The organism is Limosilactobacillus caviae (genome assembly GCF_014635905.1).
GTDB classification, from domain to species: Bacteria; Bacillota; Bacilli; order Lactobacillales; family Lactobacillaceae; genus Limosilactobacillus; species Limosilactobacillus caviae.
Map to the genome: position 1 here is coordinate 143,125 of NZ_BMDS01000001.1, position 16,354 is coordinate 159,478.

At 38.0% G+C, this 16,354-nt stretch carries 16 protein-coding genes; 2 read left to right on the forward strand and 14 right to left on the reverse strand.

What is annotated here, in order from left to right:
- Nucleotide 1 precedes the first annotated feature (1 nt).
- The 3 genes from IEU90_RS00365 to IEU90_RS00375 all read right to left on the reverse strand — a co-directional run bounded on the left by IEU90_RS00365 (nt 2) and on the right by IEU90_RS00375 (nt 2,985).
- On the reverse strand, nt 2-1,084 hold the full coding sequence (locus tag IEU90_RS00365; protein WP_153709445.1) for an efflux RND transporter periplasmic adaptor subunit: 1,083 nt from the start codon (nt 1,082-1,084) through the stop codon (nt 2-4).
- A gap of 90 nt (nt 1,085-1,174) precedes the next feature.
- Nucleotides 1,175-1,462: a hypothetical protein gene (locus IEU90_RS00370; RefSeq protein ID WP_153709444.1), complete on the reverse strand. Its 288-nt coding sequence runs from the start codon at nt 1,460-1,462 to the stop codon at nt 1,175-1,177.
- Nucleotides 1,463-1,611: 149 nt separating this feature from the next.
- A complete protein-coding gene (locus IEU90_RS00375) occupies nt 1,612-2,985 on the reverse strand; it encodes an NAD-dependent succinate-semialdehyde dehydrogenase (protein ID WP_153709443.1) in 1,374 nt (457 codons plus the stop codon).
- A gap of 297 nt (nt 2,986-3,282) precedes the next feature.
- Here IEU90_RS00375 and IEU90_RS00380 point away from each other — a divergent pair, with 297 nt between their 5' ends.
- Both IEU90_RS00380 and IEU90_RS00385 read left to right on the forward strand, forming a co-directional pair.
- On the forward strand, nt 3,283-4,095 hold the full coding sequence (locus IEU90_RS00380) for a pyrroline-5-carboxylate reductase family protein (protein ID WP_153709442.1): 813 nt from the start codon (nt 3,283-3,285) through the stop codon (nt 4,093-4,095).
- A 1-nt stretch (nt 4,096) separates the two neighbouring features.
- Nucleotides 4,097-4,873, forward strand: coding sequence for a VOC family protein (locus IEU90_RS00385; RefSeq protein WP_153709441.1), 777 nt, complete (start codon nt 4,097-4,099; stop codon nt 4,871-4,873).
- A gap of 65 nt (nt 4,874-4,938) precedes the next feature.
- Here the strand turns inward: IEU90_RS00385 and IEU90_RS00390 are convergent, their stop codons facing one another.
- The 11 genes from IEU90_RS00390 to walK all read right to left on the reverse strand — a co-directional run bounded on the left by IEU90_RS00390 (nt 4,939) and on the right by walK (nt 16,345).
- Nucleotides 4,939-6,111, reverse strand: a complete 1,173-nt coding sequence (locus tag IEU90_RS00390; RefSeq protein ID WP_153709440.1) for an iron-containing alcohol dehydrogenase — start codon at nt 6,109-6,111, stop codon at nt 4,939-4,941.
- Nucleotides 6,112-6,328: 217 nt separating this feature from the next.
- Complete coding sequence (locus tag IEU90_RS00395) at nt 6,329-6,865, reverse strand: NADPH-dependent FMN reductase (protein WP_153709439.1); 537 nt, start codon at nt 6,863-6,865, stop codon at nt 6,329-6,331.
- A 73-nt stretch (nt 6,866-6,938) separates the two neighbouring features.
- A complete protein-coding gene (locus tag IEU90_RS00400; RefSeq protein ID WP_188357676.1) occupies nt 6,939-7,151 on the reverse strand; it encodes a hypothetical protein in 213 nt (70 codons plus the stop codon).
- A gap of 152 nt (nt 7,152-7,303) precedes the next feature.
- On the reverse strand, nt 7,304-7,783 hold the full coding sequence (gene rlmH / locus IEU90_RS00405; RefSeq protein ID WP_153709437.1) for a 23S rRNA (pseudouridine(1915)-N(3))-methyltransferase RlmH: 480 nt from the start codon (nt 7,781-7,783) through the stop codon (nt 7,304-7,306).
- 467 nt (nt 7,784-8,250) lie between these two features.
- On the reverse strand, nt 8,251-9,237 hold the full coding sequence (gene trpX, locus IEU90_RS00410) for a tryptophan ABC transporter substrate-binding protein (RefSeq protein WP_153709436.1): 987 nt from the start codon (nt 9,235-9,237) through the stop codon (nt 8,251-8,253).
- A 306-nt stretch (nt 9,238-9,543) separates the two neighbouring features.
- Nucleotides 9,544-10,041 (reverse strand): phosphatidylglycerophosphatase A family protein, encoded by a 498-nt coding sequence (locus IEU90_RS00415; RefSeq protein ID WP_153709435.1) that lies wholly within the window; start codon nt 10,039-10,041, stop codon nt 9,544-9,546.
- A gap of 102 nt (nt 10,042-10,143) precedes the next feature.
- Nucleotides 10,144-11,424 (reverse strand): S1C family serine protease, encoded by a 1,281-nt coding sequence (locus tag IEU90_RS00420; RefSeq protein ID WP_153709434.1) that lies wholly within the window; start codon nt 11,422-11,424, stop codon nt 10,144-10,146.
- A gap of 103 nt (nt 11,425-11,527) precedes the next feature.
- The gene (locus IEU90_RS00425; protein ID WP_188357572.1) at nt 11,528-12,334 is read right to left on the reverse strand and encodes an MBL fold metallo-hydrolase; all 807 of its coding nucleotides are present in this window, start codon (nt 12,332-12,334) and stop codon (nt 11,528-11,530) included.
- Nucleotides 12,335-12,351: 17 nt separating this feature from the next.
- Nucleotides 12,352-13,194 carry a two-component system regulatory protein YycI gene (locus tag IEU90_RS00430; protein WP_153709433.1) on the reverse strand — a complete coding sequence of 281 codons (843 nt, stop codon included), beginning with the start codon at nt 13,192-13,194 and terminating at the stop codon, nt 12,352-12,354.
- 12 nt (nt 13,195-13,206) lie between these two features.
- Nucleotides 13,207-14,502: a YycH family regulatory protein gene (locus tag IEU90_RS00435; protein WP_153709432.1), complete on the reverse strand. Its 1,296-nt coding sequence runs from the start codon at nt 14,500-14,502 to the stop codon at nt 13,207-13,209.
- Nucleotides 14,480-16,345, reverse strand: coding sequence for a cell wall metabolism sensor histidine kinase WalK (walK, locus tag IEU90_RS00440; protein ID WP_182598421.1), 1,866 nt, complete (start codon nt 16,343-16,345; stop codon nt 14,480-14,482). The genes IEU90_RS00435 and walK overlap by 23 nt, the downstream gene beginning before the upstream one ends.
- Between the last annotated feature and the right edge of the window lie 9 nt (nt 16,346-16,354).

Here is a 16,354-nt window from a genome sequence, read left to right on the forward strand (position 1 = left end):
ATTAATCAACCTTCGCGTTATCTTTAAGCTTACTATTAGGGTTCGTCACAATTCGGTCACCTGCATCGACACCATCTGTCACAATATATGAACTATTAAATGCATGACCGCTAACCTCGGTCTCTCGTACCCGATCATTTGCTCCGACAACAAAAACTTTGCCATGGCGAACAGCAGACTTAGGAATTTGGACCCCGTCTTGCTTAACCGAAGCTTTAGCGGTTTGTCCTGCCATAAACTTATTAGCATTCACATTTGCAGTTACTTCATATTTGGTATTATTTCCAGAATTTTTAGTTGGAATTGTTGCAAGGTAGCTGACCTGGGTATCAGCGGTTCGTTTTGTTGCCAATGCCGTTACCTTAATATTTATACTTTGGTGCAATTTACTGTAGTCATATTCTGAAACTTGACCAACAAACTGGAGGCTATCTGAATAAAGCGTAACTACCGGCTCATTTTGTTTTGACTGGTCAACCGTGACATAACCAGCAAAAGGTGCTGTTAAGGTTTGGTTGACTTTACTTGAAGCAGTATTAAGACGCTGCTGAGTTGATGCTACGCTTGCTTGCGCATCAGCATAAGCATTTTGGGCCTCATTTAATTGGCTTTGAAGATCTGCATACCCTTCATCTCCACTGGTCATTCCATTGAGTTGCTGACGAAGGTTATTTACTGTTTGTTGCTGCGCATTCATTGTTCGCTGGCTCTTGCTAAGATCCGCTTGAAGTTCAGCGACACTATCCTGTGTATTGCTATTATGCATAGTTAAAATAGCTTCACCTTGTGTTACATGATCGCCATCTTTAACATTTAAACTTTGTAAGTTTCCTGAGGGTAGCGTTAATGTCTGTGTCTGAACCGGTTCAATTTTTCCAGTCAGATTAAAGTCTGTTTGTGATGTTACCTTTAAGACATTATATTCTGTTTTCTCAGCCGCTTTTTGTGCATTATTATGACGTACTGCAATCACAATAAGCAATAAAATGATAATAACTCCGCCTATTGTAATCCATCGGCGGCGACGGGTTGCAAATAGTCTCCGCAATCGTGGTTTCCGCTGGCTGTTTCTTTTCGCAGTCATGTGTAAATTCCTCCAAATAGTAATCATATTATAGTTAGTTACTTATGTAAGTAAGTATATAAGTAAGAGAATATAATTGCAAGAATCGATTTATTGATTATTTCTAGCCGCCTTTTTAGTAGTAAGTAAGTTAATAACACCAAAAGCACATAATGCTAGGCAGACCAGCAAACTTTCATGCAGTGCCAGTAAAACAATTCCTACTAGTATTATGAAGCTTCCCTGAATGTACCAATATTTTTCTTTAATGTTGTCTAAAAAATAAGTTATCCCAATTACAAAAAACATCCAGCCAAGACCATTATCGTTACTTAACCAACTGCCAATCGCTATGATAACAAATAATAAACCCAAAATATTATTTCCCTTGTTATTCAATCTTTCACTCTCCACCAATTATTAGATTTTTCTAATTATATCAAATATTCCTTTTACCGCAATATTGCTTACCATCTACTCTTCAAGAATTTATTCTCCATTTCCTGGGAAATAAAAAAGCGTCATCCTTATTAGAATGGCGCCATTTTCTATTGTCGTGCTTCATAAATTAAGTGCTTATTCATAAATTCATCAATACCATAACTACTAAGCTCTCGACCATATCCAGAATTCTTCACTCCACCAAATGGTAACTCTGGAAGAGAGGCCCAACCTGCATTGATCCAGCTCATCCCAGTTTCAATTTTGGCTGCTACTCGCTCAGCATGATCATAATCTTTACTAAATACGGTATTTCCTAAACCATAGCTTGAATTATTTGCTAGTTCAATAGCCTCTTCTTCAGATTTAACCTTATAAACTGACGCTACCGGACCAAACATTTCAGTATCAAAAATTGGATTATCTGGTGTAATGTCAGTCAAAATTGTCGGCATAAAGAACTGCCCTTCAAGATCGACTGTTTTATTACCGTAATATATCTTTGCACCGTTTTTCACTGCTAAATCAACTTGTCCTTGAAGCTTATCCTTGGCTTTCTTTGAAGACAAGGGAGCTAAGGTAGTGGAAGGGTCAAGCGGATCACCCATTTTAACTTTTGAAAAAGCATCCTTCATTATTTCTAGAAAACGGTCATAGTCTTTTTCAAGAACGATAAACCGTTTTGATGAGGTACATACTTGCCCTGCATTATAGAGTCGCGCTGCTGGAGCAACTTTTTCAACGAGGTCCCAATCTGCATCATCCAAAATGATAAAAGCGTCATTTCCGCCTAACTCCATCGTATTCTTCTTTAAGTTTGCGCCGGCTTCTTTAGCAACAGTAGCACCACCACGTTCAGAACCCGTTAAGCAAACTCCTGCAACCCTTTTATCCGCAATTGCTTTATTTACTTGGTCGTAAGATAAGAAAAGATTGGTTAAACTGCCTTCAGGAGCACCTGCTTCTTTAACGGCATCCGCAAAGGCTTGAGCAGAAGCTGGACAATTTGAAGCATCCTTTAAAATCATTGGATTACCAACGATAAAGTTAGGAATGAATACCCGTGCAATCTGATAAAATGGGAAATTCCATGGTTCAACTGCAACAAGAGTCCCTAATGATTGCTTAATGACCTTTGCCCGACCACTAGTTGTTGCAATAATATCTGGTGCTAAAAACTTATCAGCATTTGCTACATAATAATCACAAAATGAAGCACATAGGTCAACTTCGCCTTCCGCTTCACCGATTAATTTCCCCATGTCTTTTGTCATAATCGTTGCATATTCTTCACGTCGTTCACGTAAAATATGGCCAAGCTTTAAGATTACCCGCTTACGTTCCTCAAGGTCATTATGCTTCCACCAATCTAAGTATAGTTGATGGGCTGTCGCTAATGTCTGTTCTAATTCTTCATCTGTAGTATTTTCAAATGTCTTCTCAACTTCATTAGTATATGGATTAATTGTTTGATATGCCATAATTGTTCCTCCTTAACTAAGCGCTTACATTTTATAACTAATCAATAGACCAATTCAACTAATTTCACTCTAATTTTTTCGACATTTGATACTAGTTAAGTTCATTACATAACAATATATCGTTATAAAAAGTGCATATGTCTAGTAAACACTAATTATTAAAGCACTCCTTGTTCGCTCACAAATTTCACCTATACCAATTAGTGAATTTAAAATTTTACAAAAGTCTTTTGGTTAGCGTCTTATACAAAAATAGGCTAGGATTAATTTAGATACATGTAGAAAGGATGTTTTTCAATGGCAATCAAAATTTATGCATTCGGTGGCGGTCAAATGGTTGAAGCAATGCTACGAGCCGCTTTAAAGAAGGGAATTATAAAAGCTGAAACCACAGGAGTTACTGATATTTCAGCTGACCGAGTCAATTATTTAACTGATACTTATCATTTTCAAGCAAGTCAACAACCTGACTGGACAGCAATTACTGCTGCTGATCTTGTAATTCTTGGTGTACGGCCACAAGACGATTGGCAGCAAATCATGAAAGAACTAGTCAACCATGATTATGCCAAGGACGTCCTTTCAATTATTGCTGGAGTGACCGTTAAACAACTCGCTAGTCAGGCTGATCGTTTTGCAATTACGCGGATCATTCCTAATACTTTAACTGATGTCGCAATGGGCTATAGCGGTGTTGTTAAAAACGATCGTGCTAACCAAACAGTTATCGAGGAATTTCTAAACAGCTTCGGAAAAGTCGATTATATTGATGAATCCTTGCTAGATGTATTTACTGGATATGGTGTTGCAGGTCCAAACTATATCTATAATTTTCTAATTAGTTTTACAAACGCGGGCGTGCTTGCCGGAATGCCTCGTCAGCAAGCTAACAAACTTGCCCTTGAGAACCTACGTGCCGCCGCTGCATTTGTCGAACAAAGTGGAAAGCACCCAGCAGAACTACTCGATATTAATAATTCTGCTGGGGGAGTAGGAATTACTGCTCAACATGAATTAGATAAAAGCTCATTTTCAGCTGGAATTGAAAATGCTGTTCTTGCTGCTGTTAACCGTACGAAGGAATTAGGCAAACAAAATAAGGGTGATTAAGATGACAGAAACATTAAATTGGGATCACACAATGATTGACGTGACTAATCTTAAAGATGCAATTGATTATTTTAATTCTAAAGGACTTTCATTCGCTCCTGGTGGCAACCATGAATATTGGGGTACCAAAAACGCGCTAGATTATTTTGGACTTAACTATATCGAGCTTTTAACCGTTGCCAATAAAGAAAAAGCCAAGGCGTTCCCATATCAAAATAATTCTGCTATTCATGATGCCGTGGAAGATTACTTCGATGGTATTCAGCGAATAACAACGATCGCAATTCGGACTACCGATATTATGGAGACTCACCGTCGACTAAAGGAACTCGGTCTTGATGTCGGGAAGATCACCGATGGGAAACGAATTAATCCTGCTGGGAAACTAATTCAATGGAAAATCTTTTATGTAAATGATGAACTTGCCAATCACCTTCCTGCTCCGTTCTTTATTCAATGGAACAAAGATGATGATAAGCGTCGTGAAGACCTGAAGAAACAAGGATTAATCAAGTTCCATCCGGCTGGTGACCTGTTTGTTAAGCAAGCTATATTTAATGTCACCGACCCCGAAGAAGCAGCTAAGCAATGGTCGGCATTATTACAAGCAGAAGTAGTAAGAGAAGGCGATACCTTTACAGTTAATATTGGTAATAAGCAACTTGTCTTTACTGCTGGTGTTGAAAATCGCTTATTCAAGCTCATTTTCCATGGAGCTAAACAGCCCGAAAAATTACAACTAGGACAGATTCGTTTTGAACTAACTACTAATGAATAAACAAAAAATCCATGCGAAGATTTCGAGAATTTCCACATGGATTTTTATTTTAAATTAATTACTTATTAGTAAATGCCATCGTAAGCCTTTTGGTAAAGCTTTACAACATCTTCAACAGTACCCTTACGTGGGTTAGAGAAGGCATTACCATCCTTGAGGGCATTCTTAGCCATCATTTCAAAGTCTTCTGGCTTAGCACCGATTTCCTTGATTGATGCAGGAATACCAACAAGCTTGCACATTTCACGCATACCATCGATTGACTTTTGAGCAGCTTCGTAAAGCGTAAGGCCAGTAGTATCGTAGCCCATAACCTTAGCTAATTCTGCAAACCGTTCTGGACATGCAATTAAGTTATATTCTTCAACAGTAGTCAAAAGCAGAGCACAGCAAACACCATGAGGAGCATCATATTGACCGCCAAGTTGGTGAGCCATTGCATGAACATAACCGAGGTTAGCGTTATTAAAGGCCATTCCGGCAAGCATTTCAGCTTCAACCATCTTTGTCCGTGCTTCAACATTGTGACCATTAGCAACTACTTCTGGCAAAGCAGTTTGGATTAATTGAATTGCTTCTTTACATTGACTATCAGTAATTGGGTTGTGGTCAACTGAAACATATGGTTCGATAGCTTGAACAAAAGCGTCACAACCAGTAGCAGCAGTGATGTCTTGTGGAATATCAAGCATTAACATTGGATCGTTGAATGATACCAATGGAATGTTACGCCATGAAACAACAACGAACTTCAAGTGTGTCTTTTCATTTGTGATAACAGCGTGACGGGTTAATTCTGAACCAGTACCTGCTGTTGTGTTAACAGCCATTAATGGTGGAAGCGGATTATCCAAAGTTTCAATTCCGGCAAGCTTTGAAATGTCGTCACCGTTAGTTAAAACAATTCCAATACCCTTACCACAATCATGAGCAGAACCACCACCAACAGTAATGATTGAGTCACAGTTTTCATCTTGGTACATCTTCTTACCAGCTTGAACATTACGAATCTTAGGGTTTGGTTCAACACCAGTAAATACAACGTAATCAACACCGGCCTTTTCCAATGCAGCAGTTGTTTGCTTAACAGGACCGTTATCAATCTTAGATAAACCTTCAGTAGTAACAATTAATGGCTTGTGCATATTGAGCATCTTTGCACGATCACCAATTTTAGCAATAACACCAGGACCAAAGAAGTTAACGCTTGGCATTAAGAAATCAAATTGTCTATTCATTAAAATACCCTCCTCATGGCATTTGAATACGATACCATTATCATGCAAGCGTTTTAATTTTGCAATAGAAACATTTTGATTTTTGATGCATTATCACCCAATTTGTAATAATAATTTTGCCTAATTCACTACAAAATCACGCTGTTTGTCATAATATTCACAAAATCAGTCATTTTTGCAATAATGTCCTACAATAATTTGCTACTCCAATCACAAACTAAAACAATTTATTTTCAAAAGCAGTACCGAGGAGTGCAACCTGTGAATTATATGTGTTTAGTTTACGATCGGCAGTCGCAATTGAATCATCCGGCATTAAGCTAATTTGTAAATTAACGGGAAGCGGCGTCATCTTCAAGCCAGTTATAACCAGTTTCATTGCAATTTGTGCTTGCGGTCCGCCATGTCCGCCAAATGTTACTAGACTAACCGGTTTGTCTCGCCATTCTTTACCTAAATAATCAATGGCGTTCTTCAAAACTGCTGGATAGCCCCAATTGTATTGCGGAAAAACGAATACAAAACCATCGTAGCTTTGAACCAATTCGCTCCATTTTCGTGTCTTTTCGTGAATATATAGTCCCAAATAAGGAATTTTAGGTTCATTCATCATCGGTAAATCAATTTCTTTTAAGTCAATAATGTCAAATTGAACCTTTGTACTTTTCTTTAGTTGAACTTTTAACCAATCAGCTACTTGCATACTCCGCCGATTAGGACGAACACTGCCAACAATAATTCCAACTTTTTTCATTACCTTTGCCTCCTTTTAATATCTTCATTTTAATAGCTTTTTTGAAAAGGTAAAAGAAAAACGAGGACCTGAGCTAATCCCAGTCCCCTCGTTTCTTATGATAAAAAGCCCAATCAATTTTATATTTTGGTCGTTTTACCTGCCACCAAGTTCGTAACTGTCTTGCTCTAAATTGGTAGCGTTCAAATTCATCGTTCTCTATCCTTGTCTCATCAGGTAATGTCAGCGGTGTTTCGGCCGTTATATTCGCACTTGCTCTTTCTTGCATGACAAATATCCCTGCTATGGCTAGTATCCCAAAAAGAATTATTTGATAACGTTTAATCCTTATTTTAAATCAAATCCTTCAGTTCTTACATTGCAATCAACTGTCACTATAATTACTATACCATCTTCACCGGCTTTAAATAATTACCTAAACAAAACTCAATAAATTCTTTACTTATGATATGGCAAGCCATTAATAATGGTAAAAGCCCGATAAATTTGTTCACTTAAAACTAAACGCATTAACTGGTGCGGTAAGGTAAACCGTCCAAATGATATTTGTGTATCTGCTCGTTTCAAGACTGCTGGACTCAATCCTAATGAACCGCCAATAACAAAAGTAATATCGCTATGACCATAAGTCGTTAATTTATTGATCTCTTTAGCAAATTCTTCAGACGTACGTTCCTTCCCCTTAATCGCAAGCGCATATACATATTCACGATCTTTAATTTTATCAAGGATTCGTTCTCCCTCTTTTGCCATCACTTCATCCATCTCAGCTTGACTCAATGATTCAGGCGCTTTTTCATCAGGAACCTCGACAATTTCAAATTTACAATAGCGTCCTAAGCGTTTAGCATACTCAGCAATTCCCGCTTTAAAATACTTTTCTTTCAATTTACCCACACCAATAATTTTTATATTCAAGATATCCACTACCTTCCACAGTTTATCCACAAAGTTATCCACAGGCAATTACAGACTTTAATACTTTTTCCGAATGTTCGGTTAATTTTTTGTTAAAAAAGCGTTTTCTTAAAAAGAAGTTATCCACAGTTATCTACAGGAACGGTTGTTCATCATCAATTCTCAAATCCCTTGTGTCTGTAAGGATAAGTAATTACAATTATCAAAGTATTCCACTTATCCACATTATACCAGTCAGCCTGTGGATAACTTGTGAACAACAATATTTATTAATATACCAACATTTATAAAATTAATTTAAATTTAGTGCTAGTTATCCACCGACTTATCCACAAGTGATTTCACAGTATTATTTTAACGTATTTCTAACGATTTACAACACAATCTGTGGTAAACATACAACGCAATGTCATCTGACGAATATTAAATTATATGGTTTTTAGATTATTCGGGATTTTAACTTCAAATTACTTAAAAATAATTCCATGTTGTTCTGCTTCCTGCTGGAAATCTGCCGGAACCTTTATTCCTAGTTTATGAGCCTGCTTTAAATTAAGAACAGGTTCTCCATGATGATAATCATTAACTGCCAGCTGTCCTGCTTTTTCACCTTTCAAGATGCGGGCGGCCATTTTTCCTGCTGCTTTACCTTGTCCATATTGACTAAGGCTAATTGACGCTACTCCACCATCTTTGACCATTGTATCGGCACTAGGAAAGACCGGCTTATTTACTGCATTCGCATTTTTTACTAATACTCCCATCGATCCGGCAATTATATTGTCACTTGGAACAATAACAGCATCAACCTTACTCAACATCGTTTGCGAAGTCTGATCCAGTTCATTAGCATTTGCGATCGTATAAGTTTTTAAATTAACGTGTAATTTACGCGCGGCTTTAACCATTGTTTGATACTGGCTTTCAGAAGACGTATCACTTGATGTATAAATTACCCCAAGCGTCTTAATATCCGGTATAAACTTCTTTACTAACGCAACTTGTTGTTCACTGGGATTAACATCATGCACGCCAGTAACATTGCCACCTGGATTTTTTTCATTCTTTACTAGCCCGGCACCAACCGGATCACCAATTCCTCCCATCACTATCGGAATATCCTTAGTTGCATTAGCAAGGGCCTGGCAAGCTGGAGTTGTAATACCAACAATAACTTTTGCATGGTCATTTACTAATTTGTTTGCCATCGTATTTAGATTTGCTTGATCGCCATTCGCATTCTGATATTCAATTTTTATATTCTTTCCGTTTCGGTATCCTTCTTCCGCTAAACCCGCAACAACCCCCTTTTGTATTTGATCTAACGCTGGATGATGTATCATCGTTAAAATCCCTACTACCGGCTTTGTGGTTCGCTGATGAAGTTTTAAAAGTCCAAAATAGCCCCCAACTATAACAATTCCGACAATAATGTATCTCATAATTCGTTTCATCACTATCTCCACCTTTCAAAATAAAAAGGAGCTCCACGTTCGGAACTCCCACTATTTTTCAGTGAAATAGAAAAAGCCCGTACGTGAAATCCGTACAGGCCCTGTTTGTACATGATAAAGAAGCCGGTACAGATATAATCTGTGAATTAACCCAGGTCATATCTGTACAACAGCTATCCCTGAGTTACCGGCTTTGCCAACTACTATTCAATTGGAAAGTTTGATAGCTCATTTGCTTTACTCCTCATAAACGAATTAAGTTTAGTTTAATGGCAAGTAATTTAAAAGTCAATGAGATCTTTTTAATCAAGCATATTGATGGGCAATTTTTCCACAAACTGCGGCCACAATTGCAGCAAGAATATCATCAATAAATGTATTTACGTGAACCTTATCATGGTCGAATTTTGCGATAATACCATTCTTTACCCTGTCGAAGTAGCCAAAGTTTGTTGTGCCGATTGTCCCATAGATATTAGCAATCTGTAAGGCAAGGGTCTCGTCTACTCCAAACACCCCCGCATCGTTTTTTATAATGCTTGCTAAGGGTTCGTCTACCTTTCCTTCTTCAGTAAGTCGATCAAGCTCAAGGGCGACCATCGCACTATTTAGTAATTCACGCTTATGCATTGTATCGATCAAGAATTTTTGACATGTTTCTAACGTTAAATCTGGTTCAAAGTCTTTTTGGGTTTCATATACGATTTTAGCTAGTTCATTTAAGTCTACACCACGTTCTTTTAAGCGGTTTACTACAAATTCATATGCCTTTGTATCGGGGTATTTAAACCGTGGATTATTCATTTTACCCACTATCCTTTATATTAATAATCTATATTATACCGCTCTTTAATCAGTGGAGTTTAATCTAAAAAGGCTGAGAGTTTTCTCCCAGCCTCTAATATTTTAATTATTCTCTTGTTGTGAATCATCGGTTGACGTTGTATCAGCACTCTTTGTTAAGTGTAAAGTAGCCGTGTGCTCCTGACCATCATGGTAGTATGTCACTTTTGCTGTTTCACCAACCTTGTACTTATATAATGCAGCCTTCAATGAACCCGTATCTGTAATCTGAGTATCGCCAAGTTTTGTGATAACATCATACTTCTTTAATCCAGCAGTATCTGCAACTGATCCGCTATTTACATCCATAATTACTACCCCTTTGCTTACGCTAGTTGGTAGTTTCAAGACTGATTGCTGCTGGTCTGAAGTTACATTACTAAGATCTACCATGCTAATTCCTAATGATGGACGGGTAATTTTTCCATCCTTAATTAACTGGTTGATAATTGTTACTACTTCATTACTTGGGATAGCAAAACCGATCCCTTCAACTGAGGATCCCTGTGTATCTGAGGAAAGTTTCATTGAGTTAATTCCGATAACTTGACCAGCCATGTTAATTAATGGGCCACCGGAATTACCAGAGTTAATAGCTGCATCAGTTTGAATAACCGATGTTAACGTTCCATCAGTTCCAGCCTTTAACGTCCGATCTTTTGCGGAAATAATCCCTTTAGTTACTGTGTTGGCATATTCACTTCCCATTGGTGAACCGATTGCTAGAACATCTTGTCCCGGGACAATTGAGTTAGAGTTACCAAAGGATGCGATTGTCTTAACATTTTTAGCATTAATCTTTAGGACAGCTAAGTCTGTTGCCGAGTCAGCACCAACTAAATCAGCATTAACTTTTTTACCATTGCTTAGAATTACTTGAAGGGCATTTGAACCTTTTACAACGTGGTTATTTGTTACAACATAAGCAGAGTCACCGCTCTTTTTATAAATAACTCCAGACCCTTCACTAGCTGTTTCTAGCTTATTGTCATTTGAAGAGCTGCTACTGCTGCCATTAGCACTACTATTGCCATAACCAAAAATGCCTAAGGTACCATTTGACTGTTGAACTTTTTGCTTATTAATAACACTAACAACAGCACCTTGAACTGACTTATACGCTTGTGAAGCCTCACCGTTCAAGTCCGCTTTGTTTTTATTAACCTTTGTCCCGCCAGACTTGTTAGAACCGGTTGGAACCCGAGTACTTGCTACTTCCTCATGATGTTGTACTAAGTTGTTAATTCCTAATGCAATTCCACCACCAATCAGGCCGGCAAGTAACCCAACAACGATTACTCCCAGCCATAAGCGGTCTTTAAAAGCCTGTTTTATTTTCTTCATCAATCAACCCTCCGATTAAAGAATTGCTATCTTCAAGTTACAATTTAAATATGAAAAATATTTGAATAAAGTTAATAAAAAACGTGATATCTTGGTATTTTTCCTATAACGTCATTAATTTACTAGGAGTCTCCGGCTCGGCATCTTGTAATTTAAAGTCATGGTCAACACCAAAATCATGCTGTTCCATTAAACTTGCAACCGTTAAGTGCGCTAAAGAACGCATATTATTATGCTGACTGCGATGACCGAGAAAGATCTCTTTAGTTCGTCGACCAATCACGCTCATTAATGCATCTGCACCTTCTTCATTTGAAAGGTGCCCTTCATCCCCTAAAATCCGTTGCTTTAGCGGCCATGAATAAGGACCCATCCGTAGCATTTCTGTATCATGGTTGCATTCCATTACGTAGGCATCCGCATTTCGAATTGTTCCTTCAACTCGGTCAGATACATACCCAGTGTCTGTAAGAATACAAAAAGTTTTGTTATTATGGTGGACCTGGTAAAACTGCGGTTGAGCTGCATCATGCGATACGGCAAAACTTTCAATATCCATGTCACCTAAATCTTTAACCGTATTAGGGGCGATAACGTGCTTTTGTTCTAACGGAATCTTACCAACCTTATCAGCCATCGCTTGCCACGTTCCCTCATTGGCATAGACGTCCATGCCATAACGACGAGCTAATACCCCGACACCATGCGTATGGTCACTGTGTTCATGCGTTACAAAAATTGCATCGACGTCTTTTAATGACCGATCAATCTTTTTCATTAAGTTCTCAATTCGCTTACCGCTTAACCCGGCATCAATTAAGATTCGATGGTTACGCGTTTCCAAATAAGTTACATTTCCCGTACTCCCACTCGCAAGTACACTATAACGTAATGGATCCGTTTCTGTCACTTAAAGTTCCTCCTCAATTACTTATTATTTAACGAATTAGTATTCACACTATCTGGTGTCTCTTTCATTACCGTACTATTAAACGCATTAACTTGTAGCTGCTGGATTGCCCCTGAGTTTTTAGTCTTAATTTCAACAATCCACGTTGGAACATATACTGATTTGTCATCCGTAGTCGTATTAAGCAATTTAGAATAACTTAATGTAGCCCACCGAATTCGGGAGTTGTTTGGTATTTGGTTATGTTTATATAGCCAAGTAATTGCCCTTCGTTGACTGATGGTATTTGACCGCTGACGTAAAACTTCTACATCTTGTAGATAAGTCTGGGTATAACCAGTTACCTCATGATCAGAATTTATCCGAAAGCGAATTTGCCCATCATTTGATATTAACGGCTTATCTTCAAGAACCTGGGTGTAGACAATAGTATTTTTATCAGATAGCTCTTTATTGTAACGATAATGATCACCTAAGCTAATCATCCTTTTGTTCTTTAGTAGTCGGTTAATCCGTTGAACCGTATTATCTGCGGAAACTTTAATCGGTTTATCAAATTCACTCGTTAGTGTTCCAGATGTAAATCGAAAATTCTGGTTGTGTAGCTTATCCGATTCTTGTTCTAAAACGCCGCCATCTGTTGAGCGTTTTCCAGCAATGTAATATCCTGTTTGCTGCTTGTTAGAAAGATTCCCGTAATTGATTGAATCATTACGCATCTCTTTAAGAACCGTAGATTGCCGATTTTGTTGACCATTCGATACTGTAAACCTAGTTTCTAAAATTAACGAACTACCAACAAAAATATCAAAAAGCAGAAAGGCGAGAATAAATATCCATTGAATACGTTTAAAATTCATTCATTACCCCTCCTACTTTTCCAATTCCGTGTACTCAACCCAATGACCACGATATTTAATAAAGTATGTTGGCACCAATTTAACCACATGATTGTTAACACTGTTGCTCTTCCAAATATATCCAACACGCAAGTCTTTAATATCGCGCATTCGATTAGTAGCGTGTAATTGGTTAATAACTTCAGTGCTTGACGGAAGCTTGACCATCTGGTGATCGATTGGCAGCGGAACCTGTAAGCTATACAGGCTCAACCAATATCGTTCATTACCGCTACTAGTTGACTCTAAAGTCACCTCACCATATCCATCGCTGTTAAAAATCGGGAAACTATTAACATATGCTCGATAATTCAATCGCCGACCTTGTTCACTTACTTCATCATACCGTAAATTATCAAGCGGCATCCCAATTGCAGTCAATTTATTATAGAAATGCGAGAAAATCTGACTAGTTGATTCACGGTCATCCTTGCTTAAATAATTCTCATACTTAAGAGTTCCGTTTTGGCGATTATAGATTAAACGGCGGTTAGTTCCATCAGTATATGTCGTCTCATTTCCGTTTTTATTAGCGGTAATCGTTGTATGCTGATTAGTACTCATCAAACTAGCGCTTAACGTATCAATGTTTTGCGCAGTAATCTGATATCCTAACTCTGGTAATTCAAACGAGTGCGGATACATCATAACGGCAACTCCATTAATAATTTTATGGTCGACCGGTATCTGCTCCATTGACGTTAATAAGCGTCTAATATGGCTAAAGTTCCCCTTTTCAACCCGTACACGATACACACTATAATGATGATCCCCAAGTAAATAAATCTCATGCTGCCCATTTAAAGGAATAACAATATGATTAATCTGATTTACCCGGTCTGTATCAATCGATTGCGAAAATGTCTCATTAAATACAGAACTGGGAACTTCATCAGGATACGTCAGCATTAATGAATTTCGACGACGTAAATAACTTAAATAAACGTCACTGTTATTCTGCTTAACAACATTTGTCCGTCCTAGTTTCCAACTCTCTAATTCTCGTTTTACACTTAAAATTAAATTGGCTTTAGGGCTATGGAGCTGATTCTGGCTACCTTTTTTATTTGTCTCAATTGCTTTTGTCGGTAGGTAAACATCTCCCATTGATTGCGGGGTATATTGCGACTGATTATTACTATAACTCTCGTGTCGCGCCCCTTCATAAGGAAACGGATTTGTCCAAACAATCCATGAAATGAATAAACTAAGAAGCACAACAACCGTTAAAGCGATTGATTGCCAATTACTTTTCAGTTTCCTCATCATCCCAGTCTTCCTCCTCGTAAGGTACATACGGCAAGGAGATATAGAATGTCGATCCCTTGCCTTCTACACTATCAACCCAAATTTGTCCGCCAAGCATATTGATAACTTCCTTAGAAATAGCTAACCCAAGGCCAGTTCCACCTTGTTTCCGGCTTCGTGCCTTATCAACCCGGAAGAAACGGTCAAAAATACGCCCAAGATCTTTGCGGGGGATTCCCAATCCCTGGTCAGTGATGCTCAAAATAACATGATTATGCGTTTCCAATAAGCGCGTAGTAATTACTCCGCCATCTGGTGAATACTTAATGGCGTTATTCATGATATTATCAATTACCTGAGTGAATTTATCAGTATCAATCTCAACCCATAAATCCTTTTTAGTAAAGTAACGTTCGATGGTATACTTCTTCTTTTTTGGATCTTCTTCTTTTTTGATAATCATATCGAAGCGGTCCAAAATATAGTTAAAAAGCTCATTAATATTAACGTATTCCAGATTAAGCTTTGTTGTTCCGGCATCCATCCGTGACAAACTCAAAAGGTCATTGATCATCCGAATCATTCGATCAGTCTCATCTTGAACAACCTTTAGAAATTTCGGTGCTATTTCTTTATCCTGCCAAGCACCATCACTTAAGGCATCAACATAACTACGTACACTCGTCAATGGTGTTCGCAACTCATGAGAAACATTTGAAACAAACTGCTTTCGTTCACGTTCTTCTTTTTGCTGACTAGTAACATCATGAAGCACACAAACCAGTCCGCTTACAAATCCGGATTCACGTTGAATTGGTGAGAAATAAGCGTTCAAAATCAAATTATTTCCAGAATTGGACATATCAATGATCATTTCCCGCTGCTCGCTATTTACAAGTTGCCGAACAGTATAATCATGCCGAATATCTAGAACGTCAATAATTGATTTACCGATTAAATCGTCTTCGTTTTCAACGCCAAGTAATTGTAACGCCATGTTATTAACGATCGTCACGTTTCCGCGGCGGTCAGTTGCCAGCACCCCATCTGACATATGCGATAGGATACTATCTAACCGCCGCCGTTCTGAATCAGTTGACTCCTGAGCTTCTTCAACTCGGACTGATAGATTATTAACTGCTCCGGCTAACTGTCCTAGTTCATCATTTCCTAAAACTTTTACCTGTCCAGAATAATCACCACGGGCAATCCGCAATGTTTGTTTACGCATTTCTTCAATCGGCCGCGTTATTTCCTGGGAAATTATTATTGCCAAGATCAAACTAAGGACAATCGTAATCATGGCAGCAGAAAGATAAACAAAGGTAATGTTATTAATATTAGAATAAACACTCTCTAAGCTAGCACGAAGATAAACAGCTCCAACAACGTTATTATTACTATTATCAACCAGCGGGATAACGTTTACGTAATAGCGTGTATGATTAGAGTTATCATACAAGTTTTCGGTATGCGAACGATTATTTAAGAGGGTCGCTTTGATTGCTTGATCAGTCGTCTTTTGACCAATTGCTCCCCGATTATCCGCGTTACTCGTCCCGCGAACAACGCTCTTACTGTCAACAACCCGAATTTCAGAGATGTTATTATTATTAACTTCAGAAAGGATTTGATTAATCTGCTTATTCGCCTTTTTGGTATCTGAACGGGCCAGTTGTTCTGCTAAAGAATTATCGACATACGATGGCAATTCAATTGTTTGTTTAAACGTATTAAGGTTTTGGTGTTCCAATTGACGCACAAAAACCGCCCCCACACATTCAAGCGTTAACATCAAAATTAACACAAATACGAGAGCGATTTTAAACCGAATCGATTGATAAAATTTTAATTTGCTGTTCACAATGGTTCA